The sequence below is a fragment of the Arcanobacterium pluranimalium genome (genome assembly GCF_016907845.1).
Taxonomy (GTDB): Bacteria; Actinomycetota; Actinomycetes; order Actinomycetales; family Actinomycetaceae; genus Arcanobacterium_A; species Arcanobacterium_A pluranimalium.
The window spans coordinates 1,055,645-1,075,124 of sequence record NZ_JAFBCS010000001.1; the positions used below are offsets into that span (position 1 = coordinate 1,055,645).

The 19,480-nt window shown below is 52.2% G+C and carries 16 protein-coding genes and 1 riboswitch; of the genes, 13 read left to right on the top strand and 3 right to left on the bottom strand.

Annotation, left to right across the window (positions count from 1 at the left end; all coding sequences use genetic code 11):
• Positions 1-34: 34 nt before the first annotated feature.
• Together pgi and JOD55_RS04460 are read left to right on the top strand one after the other, a co-directional pair.
• A complete protein-coding gene (gene pgi, locus JOD55_RS04455) occupies positions 35-1,690 on the top strand; it encodes a glucose-6-phosphate isomerase (RefSeq protein WP_204398880.1) in 1,656 nt (551 codons plus the stop codon).
• Positions 1,691-1,819: 129 nt separating this feature from the next.
• Entirely contained in the window at positions 1,820-2,818 is a 999-nt protein-coding gene (locus JOD55_RS04460) for a malate dehydrogenase (protein ID WP_204398881.1), read from the top strand.
• Between the two features lie 141 nt (positions 2,819-2,959).
• On the opposite strand, the gene JOD55_RS04465 is transcribed toward JOD55_RS04460, so the two are convergent.
• Together JOD55_RS04465 and JOD55_RS04470 are read right to left on the bottom strand one after the other, a co-directional pair.
• Positions 2,960-3,385: a hypothetical protein gene (locus tag JOD55_RS04465; protein ID WP_204398882.1), complete on the bottom strand. Its 426-nt coding sequence runs from the start codon at positions 3,383-3,385 to the stop codon at positions 2,960-2,962.
• Positions 3,382-4,986 (bottom strand): PspC domain-containing protein, encoded by a 1,605-nt coding sequence (locus JOD55_RS04470; RefSeq protein ID WP_204398883.1) that lies wholly within the window; start codon positions 4,984-4,986, stop codon positions 3,382-3,384. Before JOD55_RS04470 ends, JOD55_RS04465 begins: the two co-directional genes overlap by 4 nt.
• A 131-nt stretch (positions 4,987-5,117) precedes the next feature.
• Between JOD55_RS04470 and JOD55_RS04475 the strand changes: the two genes are divergently transcribed.
• Together JOD55_RS04475 and JOD55_RS04480 are read left to right on the top strand one after the other, a co-directional pair.
• Positions 5,118-6,401 (top strand): PspC domain-containing protein, encoded by a 1,284-nt coding sequence (locus tag JOD55_RS04475; RefSeq protein ID WP_204398884.1) that lies wholly within the window; start codon positions 5,118-5,120, stop codon positions 6,399-6,401.
• Positions 6,385-7,062, top strand: a complete 678-nt coding sequence (locus JOD55_RS04480; protein WP_204398885.1) for a response regulator — start codon at positions 6,385-6,387, stop codon at positions 7,060-7,062. The genes JOD55_RS04475 and JOD55_RS04480 overlap by 17 nt, the downstream gene beginning before the upstream one ends.
• Here JOD55_RS04480 and purU read toward each other — a convergent pair.
• Positions 7,059-7,907, bottom strand: coding sequence for a formyltetrahydrofolate deformylase (purU, locus tag JOD55_RS04485; RefSeq protein WP_204398886.1), 849 nt, complete (start codon positions 7,905-7,907; stop codon positions 7,059-7,061). The genes JOD55_RS04480 and purU overlap by 4 nt on opposite strands.
• A 197-nt stretch (positions 7,908-8,104) precedes the next feature.
• A riboswitch (ZMP/ZTP riboswitch) is annotated at positions 8,105-8,191 on the top strand.
• Positions 8,192-8,249: 58 nt separating this feature from the next.
• On the opposite strand from purU, the gene glyA reads away from it, so the two are divergent.
• The 9 genes from glyA (at position 8,250) to JOD55_RS04530 (ending at position 19,433) form a co-directional block, all read left to right on the top strand.
• On the top strand, positions 8,250-9,548 hold the full coding sequence (gene glyA / locus JOD55_RS04490) for a serine hydroxymethyltransferase (RefSeq protein WP_204398887.1): 1,299 nt from the start codon (positions 8,250-8,252) through the stop codon (positions 9,546-9,548).
• A complete protein-coding gene (locus JOD55_RS04495; protein ID WP_204398888.1) occupies positions 9,545-10,420 on the top strand; it encodes a bifunctional methylenetetrahydrofolate dehydrogenase/methenyltetrahydrofolate cyclohydrolase in 876 nt (291 codons plus the stop codon). Before glyA ends, JOD55_RS04495 begins: the two co-directional genes overlap by 4 nt.
• Before the next feature lie 169 nt (positions 10,421-10,589).
• A complete protein-coding gene (locus JOD55_RS04500; RefSeq protein WP_204398889.1) occupies positions 10,590-11,414 on the top strand; it encodes an exodeoxyribonuclease III in 825 nt (274 codons plus the stop codon).
• 9 nt (positions 11,415-11,423) lie between these two features.
• On the top strand, positions 11,424-12,689 hold the full coding sequence (locus tag JOD55_RS04505) for a YhjD/YihY/BrkB family envelope integrity protein (protein ID WP_204398890.1): 1,266 nt from the start codon (positions 11,424-11,426) through the stop codon (positions 12,687-12,689).
• The gene (locus tag JOD55_RS04510; protein WP_338022196.1) at positions 12,689-13,990 is read left to right on the top strand and encodes a mannose-1-phosphate guanylyltransferase; all 1,302 of its coding nucleotides are present in this window, start codon (positions 12,689-12,691) and stop codon (positions 13,988-13,990) included. The genes JOD55_RS04505 and JOD55_RS04510 overlap by 1 nt, the downstream gene beginning before the upstream one ends.
• 215 nt (positions 13,991-14,205) lie before the next feature.
• Entirely contained in the window at positions 14,206-15,288 is a 1,083-nt protein-coding gene (locus JOD55_RS04515; RefSeq protein ID WP_204398891.1) for a BMP family ABC transporter substrate-binding protein, read from the top strand.
• Between the two features lie 97 nt (positions 15,289-15,385).
• The gene (locus JOD55_RS04520; RefSeq protein WP_204398892.1) at positions 15,386-16,942 is read left to right on the top strand and encodes an ATP-binding cassette domain-containing protein; all 1,557 of its coding nucleotides are present in this window, start codon (positions 15,386-15,388) and stop codon (positions 16,940-16,942) included.
• Positions 16,942-18,138, top strand: a complete 1,197-nt coding sequence (locus tag JOD55_RS04525; RefSeq protein ID WP_204398893.1) for an ABC transporter permease — start codon at positions 16,942-16,944, stop codon at positions 18,136-18,138. The genes JOD55_RS04520 and JOD55_RS04525 overlap by 1 nt, the downstream gene beginning before the upstream one ends.
• Positions 18,135-19,433: an ABC transporter permease gene (locus tag JOD55_RS04530; protein ID WP_204398894.1), complete on the top strand. Its 1,299-nt coding sequence runs from the start codon at positions 18,135-18,137 to the stop codon at positions 19,431-19,433. Before JOD55_RS04525 ends, JOD55_RS04530 begins: the two co-directional genes overlap by 4 nt.
• Positions 19,434-19,480 lie beyond the last annotated feature (47 nt).

Here is a 19,480-nt window from a genome sequence, read left to right on the forward strand (position 1 = left end):
CGTGCCGCATATTCCATTTTGAGGAGTTACGTCTATGGCAATGCCAATTGATGCCACACAAACACCTGCTTGGGCGAAGCTTGCCAAGCTTCGCGATGAGCTACGAGTAGATTTTCGTACGTGGTTCGAGACTGATCCTGAGCGGGCGCAGCGCCATTCTCACCAGGCCGGTGAGCTTTTTGTTGACCTTTCGAAGTCGTATATCACCGATGAGATCAAAGAAGCCTTGCTTGAGCTGGCACGCGACGTGCAGCTGAGCGAGCGTCGCGATGCGATGTTTGCTGGTGAAAAAATCAACGTCACAGAGGGGCGCTCGGTTCTTCACACGGCTTTGCGTCAACCAGAGGGCAATTCGGTATTCGTAGACGGCGTAGATGTAGTTCCGGGCGTGCATGAGGTGCTTGCCCGCATCTTTGATTTTGCTGATCGGGTGCGTTCTGGGCAATGGCGTGGCATTAGCGGAAAGCGCATCACAACAGTTGTGAATATTGGCATTGGCGGCTCCGATCTAGGCCCAGTGATGGCATATGAAGCGCTCAAGCCATATGTGCAAGATGGCCTTGAATGCCGATTCATTTCCAATATTGATCCAACTGACTTGGGTGAAAAACTGCGCGGTGTTGATCCAGAAACGGTGCTCTTCATCGTGGCATCCAAGACGTTCACCACGCTCGAGACGCTCACCAACGCGCGTCAAGCCCGCGCATGGCTCCTCGAAGAGCTACAAGCTGCGGGAATAGACTCCGAGGGGGCGGTAGCGAAGCACTTTGTGGCGGTGTCTACCAATCTGGAGAAAGTCGCTGAGTTTGGCATTGATCCACTCAATGCCTTTGGATTCTGGGACTGGGTTGGCGGCCGCTACTCGGTGGATTCCGCCGTCGGCACCTCGCTTGCAATCGCGATTGGTTCGCAAGGTTTCGCGGATTTCTTGGGCGGTTTCAATACGATGGATGAGCATTTTAAGAATGCGGCGCCTGAAGATAACGTGCCACTTCTTATGGGCCTGCTCAATATTTTCTACTGCAATTTCTTGGGTGCTGCTACGCATGCGGTGCTCCCATATGCGCAGTACTTGCACCGTTTCCCAGCATATTTGCAACAACTTACGATGGAATCGAATGGTAAGCGAGTGCGTTGGGACGGCACGGACGTGACGACGACGACCGGCGAGGTGTTCTGGGGAGAGCCAGGCACCAACGGCCAGCACGCGTTCTACCAGTTGATTCATCAGGGCACCCAGCTGATTCCGGCAGATTTCATCGCATTCTCCAATCCAACATACGCGCTGAAAGACGGCGAGTTTGATCAGCATGAGCTGTTCCTTGGTAACTTCTTTGGACAGACGAAAGCGCTCGCTTTCGGTAAAACCGAAGAGGAAGTACGGGCGGAGGGTACGCGCGAAGAAATCGTTTCGGCGCGCGTTTTCCCTGGTAATAAGCCGACGACGTCGATCATGGCGCCAGCGCTCACTCCTGCAGTGTTGGGCCAGCTCATCGCGTTGTACGAGCATATTACTTTTGTGCAAGGCATCGTATGGGGCATTGATTCATTTGACCAGTGGGGCGTTGAGCTCGGTAAGCAGATGGCAAATCAGCTCACTGCCGCTGTTGCTGGTGACGAAGCAGAAATTGCAAAACAAGATCCATCAACGCGTGCGTTGATTAATTTCTACCGCGATACTCGTTTCTAGTCTGCTTGGAAACCTTTTTATCGGTGAGCTTAAAGCACTTAAGTCATAGGTGAAGGATTCCAATAAATAGTAGGGTAGGAGTGTTTCGTGGATCACCACATTTCACCAAATACATAGGAGTTGAAACACATGGCAGAACTCAAGAAGCCAGTTACAGTTACAGTAACCGGTGCTGCTGGAAATATTGGATACGCATTGCTTTTCCGTATCGCATCTGGCGCGTTATTGGGAGCTGATGTTCCAGTTCGCCTTAACTTGCTTGAGATTCCTCAGGCAGTTGCTGCGGCTGAGGGCACGGCAATGGAATTGAATGATTCTGCATTCCCGCTTCTCGAATCTGTAAACGTTTACGACGACGCTAACGCAGCTTTCTCCGGCACGAACGTCGCATTGCTTGTCGGTGCTCGTCCACGTACTGCTGGCATGGAACGCGCTGATCTTCTTGCTGCTAATGGTGGTATTTTCGGTCCACAAGGCAAGGCGATCAACGATAATGCGGCCGACGACGTGCGCGTTTTGGTCGTTGGTAACCCAGCAAACACCAATGCTGTTATTGCTGCTCACTCGGCTCCAGATGTGCCAAAGTCACGCTTTACTGCGATGATGCGTCTCGATCACAACCGTGCGATCTCGCAGCTTGCTGAAAAGACGGGTGCGCGCGTGGCAGACATCAAGCGTATGACGGTGTGGGGCAACCACTCCGCTGACCAGCATCCTGATATTAGCTGGGCAACTGTTGCTGGTAAGTCTGCAACTGAGCTCGTTGATGAGGCTTGGCTCAACGATTACTTCGTGCCAACAGTTGCTAAGCGCGGTGCGGCAATTATTGAGGCTCGTGGGGCTTCATCGGCCGCTTCGGCTGCTTCGGCTGCTATCGATCACGTCTACGACTGGGTCAATGGAACCGAAGCTGGCAACTGGACCACGCCAGGTATCTGGTCTGATGGTTCGCACTACGGCGTACCAGAGGGCTTGATCTTCGGTTTCCCGGCTGTTTCTGAGGCTGGCGAGTGGAAGATCGTTGAGGGTCTTGAGATTTCTGATGCAACCCGTGCCGGCATTGAGCGCAATATCAAGGCTGCTCAGGAGGAGCTTGAGGCTGTTCGCGCTCTTGGCTTGATCAAGTGAACGAATCTTTATAGTTGCTAACTTAAGGTGGTGGGTGGCAGATACCTTTCGGTATCTGCCACCCACCACCTGTCTACCCTTAGTAAATGCCAGTGCTATGCGCCAGTGGCATTTACTAACGCTCAATAGGGGAGGTTTTGCCTAGTTGAGCTTTTCGGTGTTTTGCTCGCCGGTGGAGTCAACGACATCCGTTGAGTCACGAACATCGGTGGAGCCGACTACATCGGTTGTGCCAAGAACGTCGGTATGGGCAAAGCCATGATCGCCTGCGGAATCTTGCGCGACCGGCGTCGCTGTTGTAGCTGGCATTGCAGCTGTGGCTGGCACATCGTGAGCGGTTTGTTGAGCGGCTTGATCGTGCTCAAGCTCAGGATCTTGGGCTACTGATTCCACTTTGCTATCGCGATGGTGTTTAACAACGGCGCTGATAGCGATGAGCAGTGCAAATGCCAGTAGAATCACCACAAGGCTAATTCGCGTGTCAAACTTGTATCCCAAGCTGAACAGTATCGTGAGGACTCCTGTTGTTGTAACAAGTAGACCGAAAATGCTGGTGGAAAGTCTCATTTGTTGACTCCTTCATTAGTGCCTTGAGGTGCGTTAGGTGCTGTCGGTTGATTCGATCCCATTGGTTCGCCTGGTTTTATCGACTCGCCATCGTGCGTTCGCTCGCCATGCTGCATTGGTGCTGCTGGCGCGCCCTCAGGAAGAGCCGGCGTGGAGCCGGGAGCTGCGTCAGGCGCAGAACCGAGCGCTGGGTCGATATTGTCTAGGTCGCGGATCTCGACTTTTCCTACAGTGAAGTCAAGGTGGATATGGCGAGCCTTTTCTGGTTCTTTAACAGCTGCAGCATTGGCGACGGTCACTGGCCCAGAGAGTTCAAATCGTATGCGGTCTTGCTGGGTGGCTTGTTTAGCAGAATCTTTGCCTGCCTTTTTAGCGTCTTTCAGCGCCCGAATATCGTTCATTCGAATGACGGCATTATCGTCGTCAAGCACTTGCCAACCCTGAGAATTTTGAATGATTAGCTCGCCTAGTCCATCAACATGGAAGACGATCGGCTCATTATTGGAAATAATGAACTTCATATTGGAGATCACGGTAGATATTTCGGCCGTGCGTTCTTTAGTGTCTTTAGAGATAGTGATCGTACTGTTGTTCATTACCGACGTCGTGTTGCTATCTGCCAGCGAAGATACAACGGTGAAGTTTCGGTAGTGAGGATCTTTAAGCACACTGCTTGGAGTTGCAATTCCTACCAGCAGTGCCGTCAGTACTATTGGCGATACCAGCCATGCGAGCACGGTGAGCCAGGTTGCGCGAAGTCCACGAGCACCAGCAATGAGAATTCCGATTCCGAGAATGGTGAAGCCCGCGCCAACAGCGGCAATTGCTCCGCCCATAGTTCCACCACCGGCGAGCAACACAACTGCTGTTGTTGCTAAGGCCACTGCCAAACTGCAGGCGATGAACATACCTGAAGCGGCCGGCGTCTTCGCTTTCACCGGAGCGGGTGGAGCCTGCTCGTATGCCTGCGCATTCGGTGATCGTAAGCTGGCAAAATACGATTTTTTATTGTTTGCTTCTGCGCTTTCGTTCGAAGCAGGCCAGGGTGTGTCGGCGCTGGGTGCGCCAGTGCCCGGCATATCGGCGTTGTACGAAGCGTGTTCATGCGTCGTCTGCACATTGGGCGCGGCTGTATATGGCGTGGCTGAGTATGGTGCCTGGGCGAAACCTTGTGAATTGTTGTTGCGCTTTTTGCGCGACGACGCGATGATCGCCCACACGAGGAATCCAAGCACGATAAACGGAATAAAAAGCACAATCGCTGCTACTGTTACCGCTTTGATGAAGTGTCCGAGTGAGGATACGCCGACGAGTCCGATAAGGGTCATGAGTCCAGCTGCGAGCGTGCTCCCTTGCGGATTGCCGCGAATCGTCTGCTCAAGCGAAATCTGATTGTCGGGGTAGGTCGGCACAAGGAGCCATAGCAAGCCGTAGATGAAGAAAGAAATTCCTCCGAACACGAGTCCGAGTACGAAGAGGATTCTGATCAGGAGGGGGCTAATGCCCCAGCGGTGGCCGATGCCAGCGCATACGCCACCGAGCATACCGTCATGTGTGCGGCGCAGTGGATAACTGCGAACTGAATTAAAGAATTTGTCCATGCTTGAATTCTGCCCGCATTGGCACACATATTTGTATCAGGAAACCCCCTGAAAGAACCCTGATTTATTTCGCAGTAAAACCCTGATTTATCGCGATCACCTTTCCATTCATGCCGTTTCGTGGGAGTATCGTGAATGTGAACGATTTGCACAACTCCAATCGGTATTCGATGCCCGACAAATACGATTTTTCCCAATTGCGGGACCCGCGTGCTCGCCAGCGCCCGGTACTAGCGCGGCGCAGACCTGCGGTCATCGCGGGCGTATGCCGAGGCCTTTCTGTGCATTTGGGCGGCACGGTGGCGAAGTGGAGAGTGCTGTTTTTCGTATCAATCCCATTCCTCATCGGCCCGATCCTCTACCTGGTGCTGGCAGTGCACCTACCTCGGTTCACGCCGTCGATGGAGATTCCCGCCGAGCAGAGGAGAATCGCACCCCAGCTTGAGCAGGTAAATGAAAGCAGGGAAGCGCAGTCGAGCACGCTCTCGTCTCACGTCGTATTGATTTTTTTACTTCTGGCAACTGCAGCGATGATTGCTTTAAGCGGTATTAGCGCTTTAAGTGATTGGTTCTTCCCAGTGCTGTTTATGCTGATCATCGTAGGTGGAGGAATGACCGCCTGGGCTGCGCCACTCACAGATGGCACGATTTCTTATTCAAAAGTGTTGATTGGCACCACTATTGCCACGGTCGGCGCAATATTCCTAGTGACATATAGTGGCGGTCTTTCGGCAATCATGTCCGGTTTGCTCACGGGAATTGCGGCCTTAGCTGCGATCCTGCTGGTGATCTCACCGATCATGGCGCAACTGCGCACCAATCTGATCCACACTAACGAAGAGAAAATCCGGGAATCCGAACGCGCTGATATTGCAGCTCATCTGCATGATTCTGTATTGCAAACGCTGTCGTTGATTCGGTCGCGCGCGCATGAGCCGGAGGTGGTGAGCATGTTGGCGCGTTCTCAAGAACAAGATTTACGCAGGTATTTGTATGAAGATCGACCTGAAACGGGCACTTCACTCGCCGCCGAATTGCGCGATCTCGTGCAGGAATTAGAGCGGCGTTATCAGCACGAGGTCGACGTCGTCGTCACCGGCGACATCTCACCCTCGCCCGCACTCCACGCGCTCATCGCGGCTACCGGAGAAGCCATTACCAATGCGTGCAAGCATGGCGGCAGCCATCCGGTTTCGGTATACGCCGAGTTGAACGAAGCGGAATCGGCAGTGTGGGTACGCGATCGCGGCGAAGGATTTGATTTGGATAATATTGGCGAAGATCGCGCTGGTATTCGCGAATCGCTGATCGGCCGCATGGAACGCGTGGGCGGACACGTGAAAATTCGCACCCCGCTTCCCAACGGCGGTACCGAAGTGCACATAAGTTTAATAACTAATGAAGGTGAGAAATAGAGTGGATATTATCATTGTCGATGATCACGACCTCGTGCGAACCGGGGTGTCTATGCAGCTCAAGAATGCTGAGCCTGATTTTACGATCGTAGGTGAAGCTGCCGACGTCGCCTCCGCTGTGGAAGTGATCCGCAGCGTTCCTTGCGATGTGGTGCTCTTGGACGTGCATTTGCCCGGTGGTAACGGCGGGGGAGGCGCCGAGGTTGTGCAGCGTATCATGGCGCTGGGTCTCGAACGCACCCCGCGTTTTCTTGCGCTTTCGGTTTCCGATGCTGCCGACGACGTCGTGTCGGTTATTCGCGCCGGCGCTCGCGGGTATGTTACAAAGTCAATTAATACCGATGAGCTGGTGGAAGCCGTCAAACGAGTAGCCGCTGGCGACGCCGCGTTCTCGCCTCGCTTGGCCGGCTTCGTTCTTGACGCATTCGGTGGCGCAGGTCCGACGCACGGTTCGTCCGATCCTGATCTCGATGCGCTATCGACGCGTGAAAAAGAAGTCATGCGCTTGATTGCGCGCGGCTACACTTATCGAGAAGTTGCCACGGAACTTTATATTTCGATCAAGACAGTTGAAACGCACGTATCGGCAGTACTGCGCAAGTTACAGCTTTCGAATAGGCGTGAACTCTCTCGCTGGGCAGCCGCGCGCGGAATCAGCTAACTGAATATTACGGTGCGGCTACCATTCATAAGAATGCGGTGCTCAGCATGCCAGCGCACGGCACGGGAAAGAACCTGCCGTTCGACTTCGGCTCCTTTAGCAACAAGATCGGTGAGGGCGTCGTTATGTGCCACACGAACTACGTCTTGTTCGATGATTGGGCCTTCGTCAAGATCCATAGTGACGTAATGCGCGGTAGCGCCAATGAGCTTCACGCCGCGCTGATGAGCTTGGGCATAAGGGCGTGCCCCTTTGAACGAGGGCAGGAACGAATGGTGAATATTGATCACATTACCCGCGAGGATTTCGCACAATTCGGGCGAAAGAATCTGCATATAACGAGCTAAAACGACGAGTTCAACCTCTCGTTCGCGCACGATATTAAGGAGTTGTTGCTCAGCTTCTCGCTTAGATTCGGCAGTGATAGGAATATAGATGAATTCCTGCTCGTAAAACTCGGCGATAGAGCGCAAATCTTCGTGATTTCCCACCACCGCCACGACGTCGATTGGCAGCCGGCCATCGTGGTGCTTTGCAAGCAGATCAGACAGGCAGTGGCTCTCTTTTGTGACCATGATGAGAGTGCGGAGCGGTTTATCGATTTCAGCTATGTCAAAATCCATTGAGTAATTCTGGGCAAGCTGCGTCATTGCCGCTTCAATGGTGCTTTTGCCGCCTGGAACAAAAGCCTCGATCCGAATGAAAAATCGCCCTTCGGCGTCGTCATTATACTGTTGTGATTCGAGAATATTGCCGCCAACTGAAGCGAGCAAACCAGTGACGGCGTACACGATCCCAGGTTTGTCTGGACACGACATCGTTAAAACAAGTTTCTCTGAATTCATTCTTCCAGCATAAAGGACTCAAAAATCGATTGCTGGTGTGCCCAGAGTGTGAAAACGTGCGACGAAGAGTGCGAAAATGTGCGCTCAATGAGGCATAAATTGAGGCGTAAGCACGTCTCAGAATATTGGTGATCAAACGTACTGGAGTTTCCGAATAATGGATTCTAGCGGTGGGGCAGGTTGATGTGGGATAATATAGACCTATCCGCAACTGGCGCCTGAGGTGGTCACCACCGGGGAGCGGACAAACAGAGGATCGCTAGTCGCTCGCCTGGGCAAGTGATCGAACAGTGCAGCGTGCACGCGCACTGCCACTAGAAACACTGCAGGAGGACAGCCAGAATGGCATCGAACGATTTGCTCAATCAATCGCTCGCAGAACTTGATCCAGATGTAGCTCGCGTACTTGATCTTGAATTAGAGCGCCAGCGCAATACCCTGGAAATGATTGCTTCGGAGAATTTTGTGCCACGAGCAGTGCTGCAAGCACAGGGCTCAGTATTGACGAATAAATACGCCGAGGGCTACCCAGGGCGCCGCTACTACGGCGGCTGCGAGCACGTTGATATCGTGGAAAACCTTGCACGTGATCGTGCTAAAGAAGTTTTTGGTGCGGGATACGTCAATGTGCAGCCACATTCAGGGGCGCAGGCCAATGCGGCTATCTATCACGCCTTGGTTAGCCCTGGAGATACCGTGATGGGTCTCGAGCTGGCACATGGTGGGCACCTCACCCACGGCATGAAGCTCAACTTCTCGGGCAAGAACTTCAATATGGTGGCATACGGCGTCTCGGAAAAGGACTACCTCATCGATATGGACGAGGTGCGCACCAAAGCACTCGAAACAAAGCCAAAGCTTATTATTGCTGGATGGTCGGCCTATCCACGTCACCTTGATTTTGCTGCATTCCGGCAGATCGCTGATGAAGTCGGTGCATATCTGTGGGTGGATATGGCACACTTTGCCGGATTGGTTGCGGCAGGTTTGCACCCGAATCCCGTGGACTACGCCGACGTCGTGACCACGACTATCCACAAGACCATAGGCGGCCCGCGGTCGGGAATGATTCTGGCCAAAGAATTCGAGCCGCTCGGCAAGAAACTCAATTCGGCAGTATTCCCTGGTCAGCAGGGTGGGCCACTCATGCACGTGGTAGCGGCAAAAGCTATTGCTATGAAGATCGCGGCCACGCCCGAGTTTAAGGATCGCCAAGTTCGCACGCTCGAAGGCGCAAAGATCCTCGCAAACCGACTGATGCAGGCCGACGTCGTAGACAAGAATATTTCTGTGGTATCGGGCGGCACGGATGTGCACCTTGTGCTTGTTGACCTGCGCAATGCCCAGATGAATGGGCAAGAAGCTGAAGATCTGCTCGATGCGGTGGGCATTACGGTGAATCGAAACTCGGTGCCATTTGATCCGCGTCCACCAGCTGTTACGTCCGGTTTGCGTATCGGCACTCCAGCGCTCGCGACCCGCGGTTTTGGCGCTGCTGAGTTCACTGAAGTTGCCGATATTATCGCCACTGCTTTGCGTGACGGAGCATCAGCTGATATTCCTGCTCTGCGCGCACGCACAGCGAAGCTCACAGAGAAGTTCCCACTGTATCCTGGCCTAGATCAGACGCATATCGCATGAACGCAATCAGACTTGATGGAAAAGCTGTAGCTTCGCAAATCAAGGATGAGCTCCGAATTCGGGTAGATGCCTTAAAAAACAAGGGTGTGTATCCTGGTCTGGGCACGATTCTGGTTGGCAGTGATCCTGCTTCAAAGATTTACGTGGGAGGAAAGCATCAGGATTGTGCCGATGTAGGGATAGCTTCTATCCGTATTGATTTGCCGCAATCTGCTACTAAAGCTGATATTCTTGCTGCTGTTCGTGATCTGAATGAGGCCAGGGAATGCACAGGTTATATTGTGCAGCTTCCTTTGCCGCACGGTATTGATGCCGACGACGTTCTTGCGGCTATCGATCCAGCGAAAGATGCCGACGGCTTACATCCGTATAACCTCGGAAAACTCTTATTGAACAACGATAAACCGTTCACGAGTCCGATACCGTGTACACCGCGTGGAATCGTGGAGCTTGGGCGCCGCGGCGGTGTGAACTGGGATGGCGCGAATGTGTGCGCTGTTGGGTTGGGCAGTACCGTTGGGCGTCCGCTGTCGGTGTTGCTATCGCATAACTCGATTAATGCAACAGTTGATGGGTGCCATATTGGGACTCGTGAGCTTGCCGAACACACGAAACGAGCCGATATTGTGGTGGTTGCGACCGGCGTCGCTCATTTGCTTCAGCCAGATATGATCCGACCTGGAGCGGCAGTGTTCGATGTGGGAGTGACGCGCGAACGCAACGAGTCAACCGGGAAGTCTAAGATCCTCGGGGACGTCGATCCGGAGGTGGCGAAAGTAGCTGGTTGGCTCTCGCCTAATCCTGGTGGAGTTGGTCCGATGACTCGTGCGATGCTACTGGTGAACGTGGTAGAAGCAGCTGAACTGCTGTGAATATTTGAGAGCACACACAGCGGATTAATGCGCCAATGTTGATCCGATGTGTGTACTTTTGGCAAATTGTGCTGGGTGGTTTTCCCCGCTGAGGGCGAAAACCACCCAGCACTTTAATGTGCTTTCGATAGAATTGGCATGATCTCTTTCTCACACGTCTGGAGTCTTTATGCTAATTGCAACGTGCAATGTGAACGGTTTACGAGCCGCAGTCCGCAAAGGTATGCAACAGTGGATTTCTGATGTCCAACCTGATGTTTTGCTACTGCAAGAGGTGCGTGCTCCAGAAGATCTGGTACCCGAACTCATTGGTGAGCCGTATGAGATATATCAGCAAGCTTCCTTGCTCGCTGGACGCGCCGGCGTCGCCATTGCTGTGAAACGCGGTGTGGAGGTTTCAGCGGTACGTTTGGGGATTGCTGAGGGTCTAGACGACGGCGCAACGGAACTTCCCGTAGACACCGGGCGTTGGATTGAGGTCGATATTCCGCAGTTCGATACCACTTTTATCAGTGCATATCTTCATTCTGGGGTGGCTGACAAGCCTGAGAAGATGGAAGCGAAGTACGCCCATTTGGATCGCGTTACTCTTCGACTGGAGCAGCTTCAACAATCGCGCCCGCAAGCGCATGTGCTGGTAGCTGGCGATTTCAATATTGTGCACACTGAACGTGATATTAAGAATTGGAAACCGAACCACAACAAAACAGCGGGTGTTTTAGACCCTGAAATTGCTTATCTTGACCGCTGGTTTGGAGATTTGGGCTTCGTGGATACGCAGCGCGCGTTGGTTGGCGAGGAACAAGGCCCTTACACGTGGTGGTCGCAGCGGGGTCGAGCTTTTGATAATAACGTGGGCTGGCGCATTGACTATCAAATGACCAATCCACAACTTGCTAGCCGCGCGCAGTGGCAGCGAGTTGATCGAGCACAGGGGCATGATTCGCGCTGGTCTGATCATGCGCCGCTGGTTATTGAGTACGGCGAAAACTAAGGGGCGATCGTGGGCACTTTAGCAGGAAAAGAGAAGCACCATTCAGCGCAGGAGGGTGCTGATGTGCACGATTTCGAGGCAGTGAATCGCGATCTTGAAGGAGCGCTCGATGCCACCGCGACGTGGGAGAATGAGCAGGCAAAACATCTGGAAGATGACTCATTCGCGTCGAAAATAAATAAGATGATGGCTTATCTTAATGGCCTGCGGATTATGCGGGCACTGCAGCGCTACGGGGCAGTGCGTGGCGCATTGCTCGCTGGCGGATTGGCCTATTCAGCGCTTTTTGCCATCGCTGGAGCTCTCACCATTGCTTTTACCGCTTTTTCAGTAATTGTGGGCGGGAATAAGGAACTCTTTAATAAAATTGTGGAGGCCGTCAACACCTCGTTGCCAGGGATTTTGAAGTCTGAATCGGCGCCGAAAGGACTGATTGATCCCCAGTCGCTCATCGTTGAAAATCCACTGAATATCGTCACGTTGGTGTCAATATTTGTGCTGCTGTGGTCGGCACTGTCGTTGATGGCAGGATTGCGCACGGCCATTCAGGCCATGTTCGGTTTAGCGCGGATTCCAACGAATTTTGTAGTGGCAAAGTTACTCGACTTGTCTGGATTCTTGGTAATTGGGCTGGGTGTGCTCACGTCAGTTGGTTTGAGCGCGGTAGTTACGTTCTTCTCCGAGCAGATTTTTGAATTTATCGGCCTGCCAGATAGCTGGGGAGATGTGATTCTCAATGGTGGCACGTTCCTCATCGGCTTCATTATCGACACTCTCGTGTTCATGTTCATTTTCCGCTATATGGCCGGTGCGCGCGCCCCACGCCGCGATCTGCTGTTGGGGTCGGCGCTAGCTGGCGTTGCGTCGTCGGTGTTGCGTGTTGTGGGTACGACGGCGGTGTCGTCGGTTTCGAATAACGCGTTGCTTGCGCCGTTCGCGGCGATTGCAACGATCCTCTTGTGGGTCAATTTGATTGCGCGTATTACGCTACAGGCTGCGGCTTTCATAGCGAATCCACCTGAGCAGTTGGCGATTACGAAAGCCTACTATCCACATATTGATGAAACTCCGAATTATGTAACGAAGTCCGATTTGTACACGCTTGATTGGGAGCATGACCCGATCTCAGGAATCGTTTTGCCTGATTTGCGGCGTGGATTGATCGATAAACTCAATGTGAAAGCTGCTGGAAAAGCAAAAGAAATTGCGAAAGCTGCTGAAAAAGAGGCTAAAGAGTCGGAACGTGAATCTACACAGGCGAAAGAGGAAAAGTAGTGGCGAGCCAAGATACCCATGCCGAAGAACTTTTAATGCCCGAAGCTATTGGCGGCGCGCATGCGCTTTATTCCAATCTCAGCGAGACCCACTCTTGCGACCAAGCACCTTCCTGCGAGCTGAACGAGCCGATTCAAGATTTTTACGCCATCATTCCAGCAGGTGGGGCGGGCACTCGCCTTTGGCCGCTTTCACGGGCACGATCGCCAAAATTCTTGGCTGATCTCACGTCCTGCGGGCAAAGTATGTTGCAATCAACCGTGCAAAGGCTCAAGCCGCTTGCTGAGGATCGCGTATTAGTGGTGACTGGTGAAGCCCATCTGGACGCTGTACAATCCCAGCTCACGCACTTACCATCAACACAGTTCATCGCTGAGCCATGCGGACGTGACTCCATGGCAGCGATCGGTTTGGCAGCCGCCGTCTTACAGGAGCGGCATGGCTCTGTAGTTGCAGGTTCCTTCGCAGCCGACCACGTGATAAAGCACGAGGATGTGTTTACAGCAGCTGTACGTTCGGCAATTATTGCAGCTCGCGAAAGTAAAATTGCCACTATCGGCATCGAACCTGAATATGCTGCAACAGGTTTTGGCTACATCCACCTGGCTCAAGAGTGTGATTATCGATCACCGCTCGCGGTATACGACGTTTCGGAATTTATGGAAAAACCGAACCAAGATCGGGCGCGGGAGTTTGTGGCAAGTGGGCAGTTTATGTGGAACGCCGGAATGTTCGTATTCCGCACTGATGTGTTGCTCGAAGCCTTGCAAGCCTTCGAACCGCAATTGTATGAGGCAATCCTGAATATTGCCCGTTCTTGGGATACTCCGCAGCGAGACTCAGTGATGGGCGATCTGTGGGCAAACCTCAAGAAGATCGCCATTGATCACGCTATCGCTGAACCCTTAGCACAGCGTGGGGGAGTTGCGGTAGTACCAGCCCGAATGGGGTGGTCTGATGTGGGCGATTACCGTTCGCTTGGCGAGGTTCTCGCCGAAACGAATAGAACATGCGATTCGAACGCTCATTGCGACGCTGAGGCGATTGCGAACGAACCTTCTGGTCTTTACGATAAGGATGGCGACGCCGTCGGACAGATTGCTCCGGGAGGCGCGGCTCAACCGATTATTACGCACGAGGCGAGTGGAGCGATAGTCTATACGCACTCAAAACCAGTGGTCATCGTGGGTGTTCCGGATGCGATCGTAGTTGAAACAGCGGACGTCATATTCGTTACGACGAAAGAACAATCCCAGCGAGTAAAAGACGTAGTCGGGAAACTACCAGAAGAACTTCGTTAGAATATGTGACAGACACCTACATCAAGTTGTAAAATGCGAGAACGGGGTCTATTACGAAACTAACGAGATTGTATTTTTGGTGGCGATTAAGGGGATTGTGATCGTCACATGCAATTTCGACTGGAATTTTATTTGAAATAGACTAAGTTTAATCGTGGTCCTATTTTCGAAGTCGAAAATGATCCGGACACACAATTTACACTCAGGAGATTCACGTGAAGAAATTTACTTCATTGGCTGCAATTGTTGCGGCATCTGCACTTGCATTGAGCGCATGCTCAGGCGGAGATAGCAAGAGTGCTGGTAGCGACTCGAACTACAAGGCCTGCTTGGTTTCTGACCAAGGTGGCTGGGACGATAAGTCCTTCAACGAGTCTGCTTTCAATGGCCTCAAGGCTGCAGAGAAAGATCTAAAGGTTAAGACCGGTACTGGTGAGTCGAAGGACGTCGCTGATTTTGGACCAAACGTTGACGCTCAAGTTGCAGACGGCTGTAACCTGATCATCGGCGTTGGATTCATGCTTGCTCCAGCTACGCTTGCAGCAGCACAGAACAACCCAGATATTAACTTTGCGCTCATCGATTCGGCGTTCACTGATAAAGACAACAAGATTGTTAACGTCAAGAACGGCCGTCCGCTCGTGTTCAACACCGCTGAGGCAGCATACCTCGCTGGTTACGTAGCAGCAGGAATGACCAAGACCGGCACCGTTGCAACATTCGGTGGTATGCCAATCCCATCGGTAACCGTGTTCATGGACGGTTTTGCTGACGGTGTTATGGCTTACAACGAAGCAAAAGGCAAGAGTGTTAAGCTGCTCGGTTGGGACAAGGCTGCACAGACTGGTTCTTTCACCAACTCCTTCGAAGATCAGAACCTAGGTAAGACCCAGACCCAGCAGTTCATTGACCAGGGTGCGGACATCGTTATGCCTGTTGCTGGTCCAGTTGGTCTCGGTGCAGCAGCTGCTGCAAAGGCTGATGGCAAGACCCTCATCATCGGTGTTGATTCCGATTGGTATGAGTCAACCCCAGATTACAAGGCAATCGTTCTGACCTCAGTTATGAAGCAGATCGACAAGTCTGTGATCGACACCGTGAAGATCGGTTCAGAGGGCAAGTTCACCGCAGAACCATACATCGGTACCTTGGAGAACGGTGGCGTATCGCTCGCACCATTCCACGATTTCGATTCGAAGGTTCCTGCTGATCTGAAGGACGACGTCAAGAAGCTGTCTGACAAGATCAAGTCGGGTGACCTCAAGGTTGAGAGCAAGAGCTCTCCAAAGACCAAGTGATTGGTAAATTATAGTGTTGAGGTCCGGTTTCATTCGAGGCCGGACCTCAACTATTCTTAATGCTGACGCATAAAATAAATCGCGAAAGGGGTCTGGCGTGAAGCTGGAGCTTAAGGGGATCACAAAACGATTCGGCCCCCTCGTGGCAAATGACCACATTGACCTCGTCGTTGAAGAGGGACATATTCATGCTCTTCTTGGAGAAAACGGCGCAGGTAAATCTACACTTATGAACGTCCTTTACGGGCTTTACGATCCTGACGAAGGAGAGATCCTTCTCGATGGTAAACCTGTAAAATTTAATGGACCAGGAGACGCCGTTGCCGCCGGCATTGGCATGGTTCACCAGCACTTTATGCTGGTTCCGGTATTTACCGTGGCAGAGTCTATTGCTTTGGGATATGAACCAACCAAAAAAGCAGGACTGCTCGATATTAAGAAAGCGCGCGAAATCGTGCGCGAAGTTTCACAAAAATTCGGTTTCGATCTTGATCCAGACGCGCTTATCGAGGATCTTCCTGTTGGTGCGCAGCAGCGAGTTGAAATCGTCAAGGCATTATCACGTGATGCAAAGGTGCTCATTCTTGACGAACCGACTGCAGTGCTCACACCGCAAGAAACTGATGAACTTATGGCAATCATGAAGCAGCTCGCTGCTTCGGGCACTTCAATTGTGTTTATTACCCACAAATTGCGGGAAGTGCGTGCAGTATCTGATGACATCACGGTGATTCGCCGTGGCGCCGTCGTCGGTGAAGCAAGCCCAACGGCAACAGAAGCCGAGCTTGCGACCCTCATGGTTGGACGACCAGTCATGATGCGTGTGGACAAACAACCGGCGCAACCAGGCGAAATCGGTTTGGAATTGCGCGACGTCTCAGTGTTGAACGACGCCGAAAACCCAGTGTTATCGCATGTAGATTTGCAAGTTTACCGCGGTGAAGTACTCGCTATCGCCGGCGTGCAAGGCAATGGACAGACCGAACTCGCCGAAGCGATTCTCGGACTTGAGCCGATTGCTGAGGGATCGATTCTGCTCGATGGCACAGATATTAGCGGACGGAAAGTTCGTGCCAATATTGAGTCTGGTATTGGATTCGTTCCAGAAGATCGCTCTAAGGACGGCATCATTGCGTCGTTCTCCATTGCGGATAATCTGATTTTGGATCAGTACCGCAATGCACCTTTCGCATCAGGGCCGCTCATGAAGGGCAACGCCGTCGTACAAAACGCGAAAGAAAAAGTTGAGGAATACGACGTTCGCTTGACGTCCATTCATGATGCAATTTCAACTCTGTCTGGTGGAAATCAGCAGAAAGTTGTGGTGGCACGCGAACTTTCTCGCGACTTGCGTTTGCTTGTCGTCAATCAACCTACGCGTGGCGTTGACGTGGGTTCAATCGAATTCATTCACAAGCGCATCATTGAAGAACGTGATTCGGGTACTCCAATTTTATTGGTCTCCTCCGAACTGGACGAAGTCGTGGCATTAGCTGATCGTATTGCGGTGATGTATCGTGGGCGCATTATTGGTGTGGTGCCAGCTGATACTTCCCGTGATGTGCTCGGTCTAATGATGGCTGGTGTTCCTGAAGACGAGGCGTTTGCACAGGCGGCGCATTCGCAGCCAGAAATGTTAGGGGATATTCACTGATGTCTGACGTGACTACTAAAAATGAAGTTCAGCCATCCTTTTCTGTGAAATTGCGAGCGGTGCTTCATGCTGCTTTGCGTTCTGGTTGGGTAGTGGCAATTCTTGCTGTGATTTTGGCATTCGTCGTGGGAGCGATCCTCATTGCGATCAGTGGTGCCAACGTTGGACACGCATATTATGCGATGTTCCGCGGAGCGATTTTTGATCCTCAGGCATCAACATTCCAACGGCAGATCATGCCGATTACGAAGTCGGCATTCAATGCGATTCCGTTGATTTTGGCTGGTCTTGGACTTGGTCTTGGTTTCCGTGCCGGGCTTTTCAACATCGGTGGTACCGGACAAATCGTCTTTGGTGCAATTGCAGCCATTTGGGTTGGAATTAACCTGCATCTACCTGCCGGTATTCATATGCTTGTGGCTATCGCTGCAGCTATGATTGCTGGCGGTTTATACGCTGGTATTGCCGGTGTGCTCAAAGCAAAGACTGGTGCAAACGAAGTTATCGTGACCATCATGCTCAACTCGATGTCCGCGCTCGTCTTGGGTTATCTGCTTTCGCTGCCGTCATGGAAAGCGCCTGGATCGAATAACCCACAAACGCCACACGCTGCGCAGACGGCGTTGTACATGCCTTTGCTCCCACCGCCATTTAAGCTACATATTGGCCTTGTAATTGCGCTTTTGGCAACTTTCGTTTACTGGTGGTTGCTCAAGCGATCGACTTTCGGATTTGAGCTTCGTGCAGTCGGCGCTAACCCGCACGCTGCACAGACTGCCGGTATGTCCACTGCAAAAGTGACGATTTTGACGCTAGTTATCTCAGGTGCTTTCTGTGGTTTGGCCGGTGCGAATGAAGCGCTTGGCACGATGGGATACGTCACCGAAGGCATTGCAGGATCGATTGGTTTTGATGCGATCACAGTTGCCTTGCTTGGACGCAATACTCCACTTGGTATTTTCTTCGCAGGTCTCCTGTTCGGCGGATTCAAAGCTGGTGGATACGTGATGCAGACCCAGGGTGTGCCAATCGACATGATCCTGATCTTGCAGTCCATGATCGTTTTGTTCATTGCGGCTCCTGCACTGATTCGCTGGATGTTCCGCTTGCCAAAGCCGGACGGAAAGTCAGTTCGAGAATATATGGCAACGCTATCGCAAAAGGCACAGGCATCAAGTAAGGGGGCACAGGCATGAGTGCTGTAGCAGTAGAAACAACGTCCCCAGACGCAAATGTGCTGGGAAAACTCAACTGGAAGATTCCAATCACATTCGGTTTTGCCTCACTTCTCTTGCTGTTCTTTGCGATGGAAGCACAGGGTCAAACCAGAATTCGTTTGAACGACAAGAGCCAAGCATTCAATATTGGCGATTTCTCGTTTAATGCATCCGCAGTGCTGTGGGCATTTTTCGCGATCGCCTTACTTGGCACAGTATGGTCGGTACTTTCAGTGCTTTCGCGTGGTAAATACGCCAAAGCAGGAAGAATCCTCGATGTTACGGCAATGGTTGCTATTGCTCTGATGACGATCCTTGGATTCATGATTTTCGCTGGCGCAGGTTCCGAATCCGCCGTCACCGTAACCTCGACTCTCGTTTCGACTATCGCTATTTCGACGCCGCTGATCTTCGGCGCGTTGTCTGGCGTGGTTTGTGAACGAGTGGGCGTGGTTAATATTGCGATTGAAGGTCAGCTGCTCTTCGGTGCATTTGCGGGAGTAGTTGCAGCGTCATTCTTTAAGAATGCGTATGTCGGTTTGTTGGCAGCTCCGCTCGCTGGTGCATTCGTAGGATGTCTATTGGCGCTGTTCTCGGTGAAGTACGGCGTTGATCAGATTATTGTGGGCGTCGTGCTCAATGTGCTGGTGCTCGGGTTGACCACTTTCTTTGCTGGCACGTTGCTTTCGCACAATGCGAAGATGCTCAACACAAACCAGTATTCACTCACGCCAGTTCGGATACCGCTGCTTGCAGATATCCCAGTGATTGGCCCTGCTCTGTTCAACCAGTCGGTGCTCGTGTACTGCATGTACATTGCGGTAACTTTGCTGACGATCTTCCTGTTCCGTTCGCGGTGGGGATTGCGTCTGCGGGCTTGTGGAGAGCATCCACGTGCTGCCGATACCGTGGGTATTAATGTGAACCGCACGCGCTTCCGCAATACCGTATTTGGCTCTTCGCTGGCTGGTCTTGGTGGAGCATTCTTTACCATCGGTTCTGGGCTGGCATTTACGGATAATATGTCCGCTGGTAACGGATATATCGCTTTGGCGGCAATGATCCTGGGCAAGTGGCATCCGCTTGGCGCGGTAGCGGCTTCGGTCATGTTTGGTTTTGCGAAGGCTTTCGCACTGCTCGTGCCAAACCTGACTAACGCTATCCCGTCGCAGATGGTGAATATGATTCCGTACGTTGTAACGATCATTGCGGTTGCTGGATTCGTTGGTAAATCTCGAGCTCCTGCAGCTGAAAATGTTCCATACGTGAAGTGACCTAGTGTCGTGGCGGCATATGCCGCCACGACACTAACTTCTTTCTA

Excerpts from the sequence above, each read along its gene's own strand:
- pgi (WP_204398880.1), top strand. The coding sequence starts at position 35 with ATGGCAATGCCAATTGATGCCACACAAACACCTGCTTGGGCGAAGCTT.
- JOD55_RS04460 (WP_204398881.1), top strand. The coding sequence starts at position 1,820 with ATGGCAGAACTCAAGAAGCCAGTTACAGTTACAGTAACCGGTGCTGCT.
- JOD55_RS04465 (WP_204398882.1), bottom strand. The coding sequence starts at position 3,385 with ATGAGACTTTCCACCAGCATTTTCGGTCTACTTGTTACAACAACAGGA.
- JOD55_RS04470 (WP_204398883.1), bottom strand. The coding sequence starts at position 4,986 with ATGGACAAATTCTTTAATTCAGTTCGCAGTTATCCACTGCGCCGCACA.
- JOD55_RS04480 (WP_204398885.1), top strand. The coding sequence starts at position 6,385 with ATGAAGGTGAGAAATAGAGTGGATATTATCATTGTCGATGATCACGAC.
- purU (WP_204398886.1), bottom strand. The coding sequence starts at position 7,907 with ATGAATTCAGAGAAACTTGTTTTAACGATGTCGTGTCCAGACAAACCT.
- glyA (WP_204398887.1), top strand. The coding sequence starts at position 8,250 with ATGGCATCGAACGATTTGCTCAATCAATCGCTCGCAGAACTTGATCCA.
- JOD55_RS04495 (WP_204398888.1), top strand. The coding sequence starts at position 9,545 with ATGAACGCAATCAGACTTGATGGAAAAGCTGTAGCTTCGCAAATCAAG.
- JOD55_RS04500 (WP_204398889.1), top strand. The coding sequence starts at position 10,590 with ATGCTAATTGCAACGTGCAATGTGAACGGTTTACGAGCCGCAGTCCGC.
- JOD55_RS04525 (WP_204398893.1), top strand. The coding sequence starts at position 16,942 with ATGTCTGACGTGACTACTAAAAATGAAGTTCAGCCATCCTTTTCTGTG.
- JOD55_RS04530 (WP_204398894.1), top strand. The coding sequence starts at position 18,135 with ATGAGTGCTGTAGCAGTAGAAACAACGTCCCCAGACGCAAATGTGCTG.